Here is a 15,899-nt window from a genome sequence, read left to right as displayed (position 1 = left end):
TCTCACCAAACCATATTTTCAATACAAGCCCTGAATATAACAAGCCTATGATTATCACCGGCAAACAGATTAGAAACATTAAAAGCAATGATTTATTTACATTACGTTTAAATTCTTTAAAGTCTTTGATGTTACTTAACCTTGGAAACACTGCCCTCCCGATTGCTGCAGGTATTATTCCTAATTTTAGAATAACCTCCGCTGGTGCAGAATAAAATGCAACTTTATCTGCCCCCATAATATTTGACACTATAAATCGATCAAAATACACCATGACCGGACTTATGATATTACTTACTGTCATCCAACCGCCAAAGAAAAAGAGTCGTTTAAAGGTTTTATAACAAAAATGAACCCCCGAAATTTTAATATCATTCCTGACATAATAGGCAGAGACTAAAATCGAAATAACTCTTGCAAATATTAAACCAGCAACCGCTGCCGACAATGTCGCACTATAAAAAACAAATATGGCCGGAATTCCCGCGATGCAAGAGCTTGATATAGATTTTTGAATATTTACAATGCCAAATTTTTCATCCCCCTCAAGAATGGCTGACCATAATTGATTTAGAATAAATAATGGAATGCAAATAGCCAACAGTTTAAATGCTAGTTGTATATCACTATGTTCAACACCAGAAATTTTTAGATAATTAACAATTCCATCAGAGAAAATCAATAATAAAAAAGCACCAAAGCATGAAAATAGCACCAAAAAAGATGTACTTGTTGAAATTACCTTGGTTCTTTCATGATGATTATCACGATGAATTGCAATTTCTCTAATAACAGAGCGAGTCAGGCCTACATCAAAAATTCCAGCATACCCAACAAGTGCAATTGCAATTGTATAAACACCGAAACCTTCAGGCCCCAAACCTCGAGCGAGAAATCCTAGCGAGGGGATAGCAATTAAAGTTGGTATTGCATAGCCAAAAAGGTTCCAGACACTATTTTTTATTATGCTCATTATTACATTTCTTTATCATATAAAATAATCAGCATCTACAAATTTTTGACCATTAATATCTTTATCAGAAAGCAATGGATTTTGAACCGGCCATTCTATATTTATACTTTTGTCGCTCCATAAAATCCCACGCTCTTGCATTTTTGAATAGAAATTATTTGTTTTGTAGACAAATTCTGCTTCATCACTAAGAACGCAAAACCCATGAGCGAATCCTTCCGGTATCCATAATTGACGCTTATTCTCCGCCGACAAATTTACACCAACCCACTTGCCAAATGTTGGTGATGATTTCCGAATATCAACAGCTACGTCAAAAACTTCACCGACAACACAGCGTACCAGTTTTCCTTGAGCATAAGGTTCCAGCTGATAGTGCAGTCCGCGTAACACACCCTTAGTTGATTTAGAATGGTTATCCTGAACAAATTCAACCTTTCGTCCTACAGCCTCTTCGAAAACTTTCTGATTGAAGCTTTCCATAAAAAAGCCCCGCTCATCACCAAATACTTTTGGTTCAAAAATTAGCACATCAGGAATTTCAGTTTTAATTACGTTCATTTTATTAATAACCTTTAATCATTTTCAGCAGATACTGACCATAAGCATTTTTCTTCAGCGGCTCGGCTAATACCTTCACTTGCTCAGCATCAATAAAGCCTTTACGGTAAGCAATTTCTTCCGGGCAGGAAACTTTCAGCCCCTGACGCTCTTCAATTGTTGCAATGAAGTTGCTTGCTTCAATAAGACTTTGATGTGTCCCCGTGTCCAGCCATGCATAACCACGCCCCATCATAGCGACAGACAAACGTCCTTGGTCCATATAAATACGGTTAATATCGGTAATTTCCAGTTCGCCACGTGCAGATGGTTTAAGGTTTTTCGCCATTTCTACAACGTCATTGTCATAGAAATAAAGCCCAGTAACCGCATAGTTACTTTTTGGTTCCAGCGGTTTTTCTTCCAGACTAATTGCCGTACCGTTATCATCAAATTCCACCACACCGTAGCGCTCAGGATCATTTACGTGATAGGCAAAAACCGTTGCGCCACTCTCTCTGTTAACAGCGGTATCCATTAATTTCGGCAGGTCGTGACCATAGAAGATATTATCACCAAGTACCAGCGCACAATCATCACCACCTATAAATTCTTCACCAATGATAAATGCTTGCGCCAGACCATCCGGACTCGGTTGTACTTTATATTGCAGATTAAGCCCCCACTGGCTTCCATCACCAAGCAATTGTTGAAAACGTGGTGTATCCTGCGGCGTACTGATAATCAGAATATCTCGAATACCCGCCAACATAAGCGTTGAAAGCGGATAATAAATCATCGGTTTATCATAAATCGGTAGCAGTTGTTTGCTCACAGCCATTGTCACAGGATAAAGACGAGTGCCGGAACCACCAGCCAGAATAATACCTTTACGCGTTTTCATTTCACCATTCCTTTTAATTCATCTCGCTCTGGCATCATGAGCGAGATGCAATAATTTGTTAAATTGCCGTGGTCGTAAATAATTCGTTGAGCATACGTTTCACGCCCACCTGCCAGTCAGGCAAGACAAGCGCAAAGTTCTGCTGAAATTTTTCGGTATTGAGGCGAGAATTATGGGGACGACGTGCTGGTGTGGGATAGGCCGTTGTCGGCACGGCATTAAGTTTGTTAAGAGCAAGGTTGATCCCCACTCTGCGCGCTTCTTCAAATACCAGAGCGGCATAATCGTGCCAGGTTGTTGTACCACCAGCAACCAGATGGTACAAACCAGCAACTTCTGGTTTATTTGCGGCCACGCGAATGGCATGAGCGGTGCAATCAGCCAGTAATTCAGCCCCCGTTGGTGCGCCGAATTGATCGTTTATTACAGCCAACTCTTCGCGTTCTTTTGCCAGGCGCAACATCGTTTTGGCAAAGTTATTTCCTTTACCAGCGTATACCCAGCTGGTACGGAAAATAAGATGCTTTGCGCAATGTTCTTGTAACGCTTTTTCCCCAGCTAGCTTGGTTTCACCGTAGACATTTAGCGGTGCTGTTGCATCCGTTTCCAGCCATGGCGTGTCACCGTTGCCTGGGAAAACATAATCAGTGGAGTAGTGTATAACCCAGGCTCCGACTTCATTAGCTGCTTTTGCAATCGCTTCGACGCATGTCGCGTTAAGTAATTGCGCGAAATTCGGTTCTGATTCCGCTTTGTCTACTGCAGTGTGAGCAGCAGCATTAACAATAACATCGGGGCGAATTTTTTTGACGGTTTCAGCCACACCTTCGGGGTTGCTGAAATCTCCACAATAATCAGTGGAGTGAACATCGAGCGCAATCAAGTTACCCAGAGGAGCCAGAGCACGCTGCAGTTCCCAACCCACCTGCCCTGTTTTGCCGAAAAGCAGGATATTCATTACTGACGGCCCTCATAGTTTTGTTCAATCCACGACTGATAAGCACCGCTTTTCACATTCTCAACCCAATTTGTATTAGCCAGATACCATTCCACCGTTTTACGAATCCCGCTCTCAAACGTTTCTTGCGGTTTCCAGCCCAATTCGCGGCTAATTTTATCGGCATCAATGGCGTAACGGCGGTCATGCCCCGGGCGATCGGCAACATAAGTAATTTGCTCACGATAAGATTTCTCTTTCGGTACAATCTCATCCAACAAATCACAAATAGTGAGCACTACATCGATGTTTTTCTTTTCGTTATGTCCACCAATGTTATAAGTTTCACCCGCTTTACCTTCGGTTACGACGGTATATAACGCACGAGCATGATCCTCTACATACAACCAGTCGCGAATTTGATCCCCTTTACCATAAATAGGTAATGCCTTACCTTCCAGAGCATTCAGAATAACCAATGGAATAAGTTTTTCCGGGAAGTGATAAGGACCATAATTGTTCGAGCAATTAGTCACAATGGTTGGTAAACCATAAGTCCGCTTCCAGGCACGTACCAAATGATCGCTGGAAGCTTTAGACGCAGAATACGGGCTACTTGGCGCGTAAGCTGTCGTTTCCGTAAATAGCGGTAACGCTTCGTTATTATTTGCTTCATCCGGATGGGGTAAGTCACCATAAACTTCATCAGTAGAAATATGATGAAAGCGGAAACTTTTTTTCTTTTCATCATTCAGAGCAGACCAGTAATTGCGCGCCGCTTCTAAAAGAACATAAGTCCCCACAATATTGGTTTCAATAAATGCCGCAGGGCCCGTTATTGAACGGTCAACGTGGCTCTCTGCCGCCAGGTGCATCACCGCGTCTGGCTGGTGCTGTGCGAAAATACGCGACATGGCTACAGCATCGCAGATATCTGCATGCTCAAAAGCATAACGTTCAGAATCAGAAACATCAGCGAGTGATTCCAGGTTCCCGGCGTATGTTAATTTATCGACATTAACAACACTATCTTGCGTATTATTTATTATGTGACGAACAACAGCAGAACCAATAAACCCTGCGCCACCAGTAACAAGTATCTTCACTTTTTTATTCCATATAGCTATAGAGCATGCTGTGAAATAGACTGCTCCAGATTTGATTAATAGAGGTATTAATACACGCTACCGCTCCTGGCTTAACAGCTACCAGTGCACTGCATGCATCTCAACGATGTGGCGAGCGTTAGCCACTCGCGCCAAATCCGAAAAATTCAAACGTTAATTGTCTTACCAAACAGCCGTAGAAACAAGGAAAATCCTGGAAAAATTTGAATAATATGAGCTATGTAACTTCTTGTTTTTATAGGCTTTATAAAAACGGCAACGGCAGGAAAATTCAATGAGCAAAACTTATGCCACGAATCTTCACTGCCGTTATAATTTTCTTATCAACCGTTACATCCGGTCAGATTTTCATTATTCGCTTAACAGCTTCTCAATACCTTTACGGAACTTCGCCCCTTCTTTCAGGTTGCGTAGGCCATACTTCACAAACGCCTGCATATAGCCCATTTTTTTGCCGCAGTCATAACTGTCGCCGGTCATCAGCATTGCATCAACGGATTGTTTTTTCGCCAGCTCGGCAATAGCATCAGTCAGCTGAATACGTCCCCATGCACCAGGCTGAGTACGTTCCAGTTCCGGCCAAATATCGGCAGAAAGCACATAGCGACCTACGGCCATGATGTCTGAGTCCAGCGTCTGCGGCTGATCCGGTTTTTCGATAAATTCAACAATGCGGCTGACTTTACCCTCACGGTCCAGCGGCTCTTTAGTCTGGATGACGGAGTATTCAGAGAGGTCACCCGGCATACGTTTTGCCAGCACCTGGCTGCGGCCCGTTTCGTTGAAACGTGCAATCATGGCAGCAAGGTTGTAACGTAGCGGGTCGGCGCTGGCATCGTCGATCACAACGTCTGGCAGTACCACGACAAATGGGTTGTCACCAATGGCAGGTCGCGCACACAAAATGGAGTGACCTAAACCTAAAGGTTCGCCCTGACGCACGTTCATAATGGTCACGCCCGGCGGACAGATGGACTGTACTTCCGCCAGCAGTTGACGCTTCACGCGCTGCTCAAGGAGTGATTCTAACTCATAAGAGGTGTCGAAGTGGTTTTCGACCGCGTTCTTGGACGCGTGAGTTACCAGGAGGATTTCTTTGATCCCTGCAGCCACAATCTCGTCAACAATGTACTGAATCATTGGCTTGTCGACGATTGGTAGCATCTCTTTGGGTATCGCCTTAGTGGCAGGCAACATATGCATCCCGAGACCCGCTACAGGAATAACTGCTTTTAAATTCGTCATTATTTCATCCACCTGTAAAATGGTTGCTGAATTATAGCTTGTTCGATTTTTTTCGCCAGCATCAATTACCCTGAATTGATTACTGAATTACTTGTGATGTTACGCCGCTTCGTTGTGGATTGCAGTAGCATTGTTCCTAAGTATGGCTCCATTTTTCCAAGAATGGTCGCAAATCTACTCCCTCCGTTCCGGCAATCTAAAGTTAATCTTTTCCACATTAACAATATGGTGATTAATCCTGTCGATATCGACGGAGCTTTGCCCTCTTTCATTCACCGCATGAACATTTGCAAGAGACAGCAGTGTTTCTTTTTTCGCCATAAAGACGCCGCGAACGTCTTTGCGCATGTCGAAGTTCATGCTCAATGCTGGTCCAACTGAGGATTCCTGCATCACATTGATATTTCGCATAAAAAGATGTTGCGGCTTGTTGTGTAACTCCAGCGAGGCACGCTTCATCTCAATGTTAGTTAGCGACACAAAGGAGACGGCATTCCCGGCGGAGATTTGGATGCCGCGCAATTTATAAGCAAGATGGGTATTATCCAGTTGAATATTATTCACTCGGAAATTTTGCGGTATCGAGAGATATTTGCCTTTAATTACCCCATAGCCGATTAACATCCCGGCGCTATTAATCATTTCAATATTATCAATCACGAAATTGTCACAACCGTAAATAGCGACTGTCGCGTTATCAATGCCCGCTTTCTTACTGAAATCCGGCGTGATATTGCGGGCATTGATATTACGAATAACAAAATGTTTACCATTTTCAACATGGATCAACTGCCGACAATCCGATCCCGTGATATTCGCCATGACAAAGTTTTTCACTGCCTGGTCTTCCGGGTAGTTGTTATCATAAGTGCTTCCCGCAAGGCCTATGCCGATGCCCCAGTTGATTTTGCCGTTGGTACAGTTGATACGCTCGATGACATGGTCAGATATCAAAATATCACTGTCGTTAATTGCCACGTTCCATTCAATGGCGTCGCCCTGTAAGTCGCTGAACTTACAGTTGGTAATGTTGGCACCGATAATCTGGTTATGAAATCCCTGGCGTAAGATGGCGTAATTAGCGTGGCTGACAGTGAGGTTATCGATGGTCAGGTTGCGCATGACCCGTTTGTTTTTGCCGCCAATATAAATCTGCATTACCGGGCCAAAGCCGCTCATCGCCAGCCCTTTGATGGTGCAGTCAGAACCACGCACATCCAGGGTAATGTTATGCATACCGCCGCCCTCTCCCCCTGTCACCTGGCTGCCGTCCTGTAAGACAAATCGCCCTCTGCCGTTGCCGCGCAGGCTTCCAAGGATGTGTAACGTTTTGCCGGGAGGGATGAAGATGCCGGTGTTGATATTGTCACAAACGAATCCGGCAGGCACGACGACCGTTTGCCCTTCGCTGAAGGCTTGTTTAAATGAGGCGATCCAGTCATGTGGGTTGTAGTCGTTAATGTTAACGCTTTGTCGGGCGGGAAGTGCGCGAGCGAAAGGGGTATGGAGGAAGGCAAGCGCCGAGCTTGCCGTCAGGAAGGTGCGTCGGGAGAGTGTTTTAAATGGCATACGTTCTCCTCTATAAAGCCTGCAGCAAGCTGGCGAGTTCTCGATTAATCACCTGCTGGTTAAAATCGTGTTCGACTTTTTCGCGCGCACGTTTGACGACCGGAGCCAGTTCGTCGGTATCCAGTTGGCTAAACGCCGCCAGACGTTGTACCAGTGCGCGAGCATCGTTCTCAGGCACCAGCCAGCCGGATTTATCGGCCTCCACCAGTTCAGGAATTCCGCTATGCAGAGTAGAAACCACCGGAATACCGACCGCCATCGCTTCCATTAGCGCCACCGGAATGCCTTCCATATCGCCATCCGCGCCCGTTACCGATGGCAACAGGAAGACATCCGCGTCGTCGAGCATCTCCTTCACTTCATGGCTCGGTTTAAAGCCCGGCATCTCTACCACATCTTCCAGTTGATATTGTTCGATGAGGGTGCGCAGGCGTCGTTCCCACAGGCCAATGCCGAGGATGCAATAGCGAAATGCCACGCCCTGCTCTTTCAACTGACGGCAGGCTTCAATCGCCACATGCAGGCCTTTTTTCTCGGTTAAGCGTGCGACAGATATGATTTCCAGCGGCGTTGCGGGCGCTTTCACCGGACGCGGGCTAAAGCGCGTCATGTCCACGCCCATACGCGATACGGCGATTTTTTCTCTGGGGCAGCCCATTTTTTGCAGCCTTCCGGCCCACAGATCGCTTATCGGTAACATCAGGTCGCCACGGCGAAACAGTTGTTGATATTCGGGAGTGTAGTGGTTGAGCACTTCCCGACTGGAGATATCAATACCGTGGAAGATGGTGGCAATTTTGCCGCGAATGATACCCAGTTCGCGTAGTTTTGCTGCGGTTACCCCCGCCGGGCCAAAATGAGCGATGAACACATCGGCGCGAAACGGTGTTGCGACCTGACCACAAATGGCAGACAAAATCAGGTTCCGCGACTCGGCACCATAGCGTTTGAGGTTGAGCGCATGCCAGGTATTTTTACGATGAATGCCACGTAAGGTCTGGCTGGCGCGGTGGCGCAGTTTCGCTACTTTGCCCGCAGGTTCGTCCTGTAACCAGCGGGTTCTGGCGACAAGGTTGTATTTCGTCCATGCCGCGTGGGTGTTCTCTGTATCGCCTTTTTGCAAAGCGACAATCTCCACTTCAAAGCCCATATCAATAAACGCGGTAATTTGATTGAGGACGAAGGTTTCCGACGACAGCGGGAATTTCAATAAGAAGAAGCCGACCTTCATTTCACCTCCCCGATGCGCTCAAGCACAGACTGCACCATCTGCATTCCCGTCTGACGTTCGCGACTGACGGCTTCGTTAAGTCGAGCGTTCAGCACCGGAAGCTGGCCTAAGGTATCCGCAACCATCGCTTGCAGGCTGCCGTCCAGTAAATGACGGATATCAATCGCCATCTCTGGCAGTCCCAGCTGCTGCATAATCCCGGCGGATTTATGTTCATAGTTGATGGCAATCGCCGGAGTAGCAAAGTTCATTGAGATAATGGCGGAGTGCAGGCGCGTACCGACGGTGAGTTCACAGGCTCCGAGAATTTTGCCCATTTCCAGATCGTTGAGTTCATCCATCACTACGTGGTAACGGGCAGGATCGCTGATGTGCTGGCGCAGATTGAGCGCCACCATGCGGTCGTCTTTGTTATAGCTGTCGATACCCGTACAGGTTGAGAGCGCAATCACCTGATAGCCTTCATCGAGAATGCGATTGACCACCCCGGCAAAGGCTTTTTCATACGCTTGTTGAGTGGTGCCGAGACGTTTGTCGAACGGTGCCAGTTCGCGCAGGGTAATTGCCACTGTTTTCTGTTGTGCGGCAACGTCCAGCCAGTGTTGAACGGCATAGCTGGCGGTGAAGTCTTCGGTGTGGTGATCGACCAGCCACGCGGTATCGACGCCATGTTCCACTTTTGCGGTGGTGATATTGCTGCGTTTCATCAAATCAAGGCTGACCGATTCGCGCAGGATCAGCGCGTCGCAGTGACCAAAGACATAGTTCGCCAGTTGGTTAAATTGCTCATCCTGGAAGGGGCCGACGCTGTGACCAATCATAAACAGCGGCTTTTTCGCCATAAATGTGCAAAGCGCATGTTCAAACTGCGGCACGCCGTAGAGATCGACAAAAAACGATCCGCCGACCTGAATAATGGCGTCGTAACCTGACAGCAGGCGCACGAAGTCGGTGAATCCCTGGGCGATGGCGATATTGCGCAGCTTGCCAGTGTCGGTGACGCGTGAGAGCAATACCTGATGCTGGTAGCGGCGACGGAGGACTTTTTTAACGCGCCCGACAACGCCCGCCGCGCTATTGTGTTGTGTCATCTGCAGGAACAGCGGATCGCCCATTACCGGGCGGTTGAGCAGCCAGGAAGAACTGACCGGATAGCGGCTCATCACGTCCACTTCGGTATGTGGATTGAGGATGTTGATGGCATCAAGTAAGCCGCGCAAGATGGCGCTGTCGCCACGATTGCCGCAAGTGTGGTTGCCCAGAATAAGTAATTTAAATTTGATGCCAGGTGAGGCTGTGTTTGTTGTGTTCGTTGCCGTTTTTTGCCTGATGCGACGCTGGCGCGTCTTATCAGGCCTACAGGTCCCGAGCACAGAACCGTAGGACGGATAAGGCGTTTTACGCCGCATCCGGCAACCGTTGTCGGAACCGAAAACAGCAATTCACCCCGCCCGTAAAAGTATTTTCATTTTTTCGCTGCGACAAAACTGACGCTTCACTTCCACCACCAGCGGATGGCGTGACAGCACAATCATCACCACAAACGCCAGCACGCCCGCGGCTATTTGCACCGCCAGCAGCATCCCCAGCGCCAGTTGCCCTTTCAGCACAATGCCCAGCGCATAACTGACCACCAGCGTCGGCAACGAGAGATAAAACGGCAGCCACAAACTCAGGATGTACTGGCGATAACTGGAACCAAGAACCGGTTTAATCATCACGAAGTAACTCAGAATGGTGTTGATAATCTGCACCAGCAGGAAACCGAGCGTGACGCCGATTGCGCCCGCCATCTGCCCACCAATAACAATCGCCGGAATAAACAGAAATGTTTTGAATACGTTGAATTTAAAGCTGATATCGACCCGCGCTTTCGCCATCAGCAGCGAACCAATCGGGTTACCCACGGAGCGCAGCAGACCCACAATACACAGCAATTGCAGCACCGGAATAATGCTGTTCCACTTTTCGCCGAATACCAGCGGTACGAAGTTATTCGACACCACCATCAGCCCCAGCAGCGCCGGAAAGTTGATAATCCCCACTATCGACAGCAGCTTGTAGAAGTTAACACGCAGCTTTTCGGTGTCGTCCTGAATTTTGGCAAACGCCGGAAACAACACGCGGGTGATGATTGGGTTCAGCTTCATCGGCGGTACGACGGCCACGTTGTACGCCAGGTTGTATCCCCCTGCCACGCCCGCGCCAAGAATACGCGCCAGCACCAGCGTTGAAAGGTTGGTGTTGAGATAGTTGATGATGCTGTCCGCCGTCAGCCAGGCACCAAAACGTAAGTTCGGTGCCACAGACGCCAGCGAGAAGTGCAGACCGGGGCAATAAATTTTGCGTCCAAAGTAGCCAAACAGCAGTGTTCTCACCGCACTATTGACCAGATAACCGAGGATCGCGGTCATCGCCAGCGGCCAGAAATGGGCGCTAACTACCGTAAAAGTGAAGCCCGCCAGCACCGCGCTGGTTTCGATCATGCCGATTTTGTTGAACTCCAGCTCCTTCTGCATCAACGCGCGGAACTGTTGCCCGTGGGGGATCACCACAAACGCCAGCGACAATGTTTTAATCAACGGTGCCAGGTCCGGGTTATTCAGCACGTCGCCGATGACATCACTCAACAAAAACACCGCCACACATACCACAAGCCCCAGCCCGACGTTCAGCCAGTACAGCGTGGTGAGTTCAAGGTGACTGATTTCTTTTCGCTGAATAATCGAGTTAGCGATACCGAAGTCAGAAAGCGTATCTGCCAGCGCGATAATCACCAGCGACACAGTCAGCAGGCCGAACTGGTGGTTGTCGATAATCCGCGCCAGCACGGTCATCTGCACCAGCCCGAGGCCGATGATGATCACCGTGGCAATAGCCGACCACTTCGCGCCGCTGATGGTTTTTTCACGTAAGCTCATATCAATATGCCGCTTTGTTAACGAAGCCCTTGAATACCGTCAGGAAAACGATTTTGATATCGAACCAGACGCTCCATTCGCGGATGTACTCAAGGTCGAACTCGACGCGTTTTTCCATTTTCTCCAGCGTGTCGGTTTCGCCGCGCCAGCCATTAATCTGCGCCCAGCCGGTAATGCCCGGTTTCACTTTATGGCGCAGCATGTAGCCTTCAATGAGCTGGCGATACTGTTCGTTATGCGCTACTGCGTGCGGACGTGGACCGACAATCGACATCCCCCCGGTCAGCACATTGATAAACTGCGGCAATTCGTCCAGCGAGGTGCGGCGCAGAAAGTTCCCTACTTTAGTGACGCGCGGATCGTTCTGCGTCGCCTGGGTCACCACTTTGTCGTTCTCCATCACTTTCATGGAACGGAACTTCCACACTTTGAGCGGCTTGCCATCCATACCATAGCGAGTCTGGCGGAAAATAACCGGCCCTGGTGAACTGAGTTTCACCGCCAGCGCAATACAGCACAGCACCGGGGAGATCAGCAGCAGAATAAGCGTCGCCAGCACAATGTCTTCCGCACGTTTTAGCAGGCGGTTAACCCCCGAAAGCGGCGTGTCATACAGCGGCACCACCGGAACGCCGTTCATCCCTTCGAGACGTGAATGGAGAATGTTGAAGGTAAAGACGTCGGGGATCAGCAGCACCGAACAGGTGGTATCCGCCAGTTGATGGACCAGTTTTTTCACTCGTGCGCCGTCGCACATTTGCATCGCGATATAGACGTTATGAATCTTGCCCGCTTTTGCATCCTCGACCAGCTGTTGCAGGTTACCCGCCCAGTCGTTAGAAACGCCGCCCGGTTTCGGGTCGTGGTAAACGCCCACCACTTCAAACCCTAACCACGGCTGATTACGGAAACTCTCCATCAGCATTTGTCCGGCGGCTAAATCCCCCGCTACGGCGACCATCCGCTTGTTGTAGCCATGATTACGCAGCCAGCCCGCCCCAATGCGAATACATGAACGGCAAACCACCAGTCCGATGCTGGTCAGCCCATACCACGCCAGCCAGATTTTCAGTTGCGTGTCGAAATCATTGTTGAACGCCACCAGTCCGGCGCTGAAAATCACGCTTAAGGTCCAGTTTTGTAGCAACAGGGCAAATTCTGTCGCTGCCCGAACACCGCGCCATGAGCGATAAAAATCGGTGATGCCGCCCAGCATCTGGAACACCACCAGCGTAATCAGCGCCACCAACAGGTGCATGTAGAGGAATGACAGTCCGCTGACTTCGCAAACCAGCCATAGCCCGGCAAACATGATGGTGATATCTGAAAAGCGTTGCACCATAGAGATTAACGATGCATTGGTTTTCGCTCGCTCGCGCTTTTTTAGATTTGTCATCGTTGTTCCTGTTATTAGCCCCTTACCCGCAGTGGGGTAAGGGAAGATCCGACATTACTCGTTCAGCAACGTCAGCAGAGTTCGCGTTCGCGCTTCCATCAGCGGCACATCACCGCGCGATTCCACATTCAGGCGCACCACCGGTTCGGTATTGGAGGTGCGCAGGTTAAAGCGCCAGTCGGCAAAGGTCATGCTGATGCCATCGCTGCGATCCACCGCCAGCGCCTCACGGCTAAAATGCTGTTCCACGCGGTTAATCGCCTCAACGGGTTGCGCCAGTTTGCTGTTGATCTCACCGCTTGCCGGAAACGCCGCCATCCGGTCGCGCACCAGTTCGCCCAGCGTTTTTCCTTTCAGGCACACCAGTTCGGCGACCAGCAGCCACGGGATCATGCCGCTGTCGCAGTAAGCGAAATCACGGAAGTAATGGTGGGCGCTCATTTCGCCACCGTAGATGGCGTCTTCCTTGCGCATCCGTTCTTTAATAAAGGCGTGTCCGGTTTTCGACATTACCGGCGTGCCGCCTGCAGCAGTCACCACATCAATAGTGTTCCAGGAGAGACGCGGATCATGGATGATCTTCGCGCCGGGATTTTTTTCGAGGAACGCTTCTGCCAGCAGGCCGACAATGTAGTAGCCCTCGATAAACTGCCCTTTTTCGTCAAACAGAAAACAGCGGTCAAAATCGCCATCAAAGGCAATGCCCATATCCGCGCCGTGTTTGATGACCGCATTGCGGGTGTCGTCGCGACATTCCGGCAGCAGCGGGTTAGGAATACCGTTGGGGAAATTGCCGTCCGGTGTGTTGTGTACTTTGATTAATTCCACGGGCGCGCCGAGGGCTTTAAAGCGGGCTTCAATGGCGTCCACCACCGGACCCGCTGCGCCATTCCCAGAGTTGATCACCAGCTTGAGCGGCGTGAGATTTTTGACATTGATATAACCGAACAGGTGATCAACGTAAGCGTCACGCAGGTTGATTTGCTGATAGCGACCGCGTTTGGTTTCATCGACGGGAGGAAAGTCGTTGGCTTCAGCCAGACGCTGGACGTCGCGCAGTCCGGTATCACCGCTGATCGGGCGAGCCCCCTCGCGCACCAGCTTCATGCCGTTGTAATCCATCGGATTATGGCTGGCAGTAACTTCAATGCCGCCATCCACGCCGAGATGGAACGTGGCGAAATAGATCTCTTCGGTGCCGGACATACCGATATCCAGCACATCGACGCCCGCATCCTGTAAACCTTTTGCCAGCGCCAGTTTTAAGGTTTCGCTGGTGAGACGGACATCACCGCCTAACACAATGGTTTTCGGTTTGAGAAATTCGCCATAGGCGCGACCAATGCGCCAGGCGATATCTTCATTCAGTTCTTCGCCTAATTTCCCGCGAATATCATAGGCTTTAAAGCAGGTTAATTTTTTCATGTCGTTACCCTTTTTCAGGCAATAGTTGGCCCTGACCGAAACGGCCAATTTTATTTTTGTCGTTATTTACACCGCGGTTTCGCATTCATTGCCTGATGCGACGCTGCCGCGTCTTATCAGGCCTACAAAACCGAACCGTAGGTCGGATAAGGCGTTCACGCCGCATCCGACAAACAGCGCCTGATGCGACGTTTACACCCGTCCGTAGCGATCCGCGAAGCGCACCACATCATCCTCTTCGAGATAAGAGCCGGAGCGCACTTCAATTAAATCGAGCGGAATTTTCCCCGGGTTTTCCAGGCAGTGCGTCGCCCCCAGCGGAATATAAATGGACTCGTTTTCACCAAGCAGTTTGATATCACCATCAATGGTGACTTTTGCCGTTCCCGCGACCACTACCCAGTGTTCCGCGCGGTGATGGTGCATCTGTACCGACAAACCCTCGCCCGGTTTCACGGTGATGCGTTTCACCTGGTAGCGGTCGCCCGCGTCGATAGAGTCATATTTGCCCCACGGACGATACACTTCGCGATGCACCCGATGCTCATGGCGACCATCGGCTTTTGATCTGCTCGACCACTTTTTTCACATCCTGTACCGCGTTACGGTCGGCAATCAGCACCGCATCTTTGGTCTGCACCACTACCAGATCTTTCACCCCGACGGTGGTGACCAGGCCTGATTCGGCATACACATAGCTGTTTTCAGTTTTGTGATTAATCACATCGCCGTGGCAAACGTTGCCCTCGGCGGTGTGGGCGCTGATCTCCCATAATGAAGACCAGGAACCAACATCGCTCCAGCCCGCATCCATCGGCACCACAACAGCATCTGCCGTACGTTCCATGACCGCGTAATCCACCGACTCTTCCGGGCAGGCGAGAAACGCTTCTTCATCCACACGAATAAAATCGAGATCCGGATCGACGGCGCTCATCGCTTTTTCGCAGGCATCGAGGATATCCGGGCGATATTTTTTCAGTTCTTCGAGATAGCGTCCGGCGCGGAACAGGAACATGCCGCTGTTCCAGTAATATTCGCCGCTTGCTACATAGGCCTGGGCGGTTTCCAGATTCGGTTTTTCGACAAACTGCGCCACTTCAAAGGCCACCGTATCCTGCTCACCCGCAGACACTTCACCGCGACGAATATAGCCATAACCGGTTTCTGGTAGATCCGGCACAATGCCAAAGGTCACCAGCTTGCCCGCTTCGGCATAAGGCATGGCATTACGCACGGCGGCACGGAACGCGTCTTCATCGGCAATCACATGATCCGCCGCCAATACCAGCATTAACGGGTCGCTCTCCGGGCTATGACGTTTTGCCGCCAGCGCCGCCAGTGCAATGGCAGGTGCAGTGTTACGCCCTGCCGGTTCGAGAATAATGTTCTCGGTGAGTTTGTTCAGTTGACGCAGCTGTTCCGCGACAATAAAGCGGTGCTGCTCATTGCAAATCACCACCGGGCTTTCGCACTCCACGCCGTTCAGGCGGCAGATGGTGGTTTGCAGCATGGTGAGATCGCCTTTCAGGCATAAAAACTGCTTGGGGTAAAGTACGCGGGAAAGCGGCCATAAGCGGCTACCGGAGCCACCTGCCATCACAACTGGATAGAGTTTCGACTGCGCCATA

The 15,899-nt window shown here is 49.7% G+C and carries 12 protein-coding genes and 1 pseudogene; all 13 read right to left on the bottom strand.

The annotated features are described in order from the left end of the window. A partial coding sequence (gene wzx / locus ACUU1M_RS07860; RefSeq protein ID WP_137485164.1) for an O13/O129/O135 family O-antigen flippase occupies positions 1–973 on the bottom strand: 973 nt, incomplete at its 3' end. A gap of 15 nt (positions 974–988) precedes the next feature. Next, positions 989–1,534 carry a dTDP-4-dehydrorhamnose 3,5-epimerase gene (gene rfbC, locus ACUU1M_RS07855; protein WP_001100804.1) on the bottom strand — a complete coding sequence of 182 codons (546 nt, stop codon included), beginning with the start codon at positions 1,532–1,534 and terminating at the stop codon, positions 989–991. Between the two features lie 4 nt (positions 1,535–1,538). Next, on the bottom strand, positions 1,539–2,417 hold the full coding sequence (rfbA, locus tag ACUU1M_RS07850) for a glucose-1-phosphate thymidylyltransferase RfbA (protein WP_000857516.1): 879 nt from the start codon (positions 2,415–2,417) through the stop codon (positions 1,539–1,541). Between the two features lie 58 nt (positions 2,418–2,475). Then, positions 2,476–3,375, bottom strand: a complete 900-nt coding sequence (gene rfbD / locus ACUU1M_RS07845) for a dTDP-4-dehydrorhamnose reductase (protein WP_001023624.1) — start codon at positions 3,373–3,375, stop codon at positions 2,476–2,478. Next, entirely contained in the window at positions 3,375–4,460 is a 1,086-nt protein-coding gene (gene rfbB, locus ACUU1M_RS07840) for a dTDP-glucose 4,6-dehydratase (protein WP_000699403.1), read from the bottom strand. Before rfbB ends, rfbD begins: the two co-directional genes overlap by 1 nt. A 372-nt stretch (positions 4,461–4,832) precedes the next feature. Beyond that, entirely contained in the window at positions 4,833–5,726 is an 894-nt protein-coding gene (gene galF, locus ACUU1M_RS07835; RefSeq protein WP_000183060.1) for a UTP--glucose-1-phosphate uridylyltransferase GalF, read from the bottom strand. A gap of 174 nt (positions 5,727–5,900) precedes the next feature. Next, complete coding sequence (gene wcaM / locus ACUU1M_RS07830; RefSeq protein WP_001116125.1) at positions 5,901–7,295, bottom strand: colanic acid biosynthesis protein WcaM; 1,395 nt, start codon at positions 7,293–7,295, stop codon at positions 5,901–5,903. A 10-nt stretch (positions 7,296–7,305) separates the two neighbouring features. Continuing rightward, the gene (gene wcaL / locus ACUU1M_RS07825; protein ID WP_000862614.1) at positions 7,306–8,526 is read right to left on the bottom strand and encodes a colanic acid biosynthesis glycosyltransferase WcaL; all 1,221 of its coding nucleotides are present in this window, start codon (positions 8,524–8,526) and stop codon (positions 7,306–7,308) included. After that, positions 8,523–9,809: a colanic acid biosynthesis pyruvyl transferase WcaK gene (wcaK, locus tag ACUU1M_RS07820; protein WP_044139462.1), complete on the bottom strand. Its 1,287-nt coding sequence runs from the start codon at positions 9,807–9,809 to the stop codon at positions 8,523–8,525. The genes wcaL and wcaK overlap by 4 nt, the downstream gene beginning before the upstream one ends. A gap of 159 nt (positions 9,810–9,968) precedes the next feature. Further along, on the bottom strand, positions 9,969–11,447 hold the full coding sequence (wzxC, locus tag ACUU1M_RS07815; RefSeq protein ID WP_000058507.1) for a colanic acid undecaprenyl disphosphate flippase WzxC: 1,479 nt from the start codon (positions 11,445–11,447) through the stop codon (positions 9,969–9,971). A gap of 1 nt (position 11,448) precedes the next feature. Next, complete coding sequence (wcaJ, locus tag ACUU1M_RS07810) at positions 11,449–12,843, bottom strand: undecaprenyl-phosphate glucose phosphotransferase (protein ID WP_000183135.1); 1,395 nt, start codon at positions 12,841–12,843, stop codon at positions 11,449–11,451. Between the two features lie 54 nt (positions 12,844–12,897). After that, entirely contained in the window at positions 12,898–14,268 is a 1,371-nt protein-coding gene (cpsG, locus tag ACUU1M_RS07805) for a colanic acid biosynthesis phosphomannomutase CpsG (RefSeq protein ID WP_005069387.1), read from the bottom strand. A 192-nt stretch (positions 14,269–14,460) separates the two neighbouring features. Next, positions 14,461–15,898 (bottom strand): annotated as a pseudogene (gene cpsB / locus ACUU1M_RS07800) (mannose-1-phosphate guanyltransferase). Between the last annotated feature and the right edge of the window lies 1 nt (position 15,899).

The sequence above is a fragment of the Shigella sp. SIG6 genome (assembly GCF_053555815.1).
Note: the sequence above shows the minus strand (reverse complement) of the source record. Positions and strands in the feature narration are given on the sequence as shown.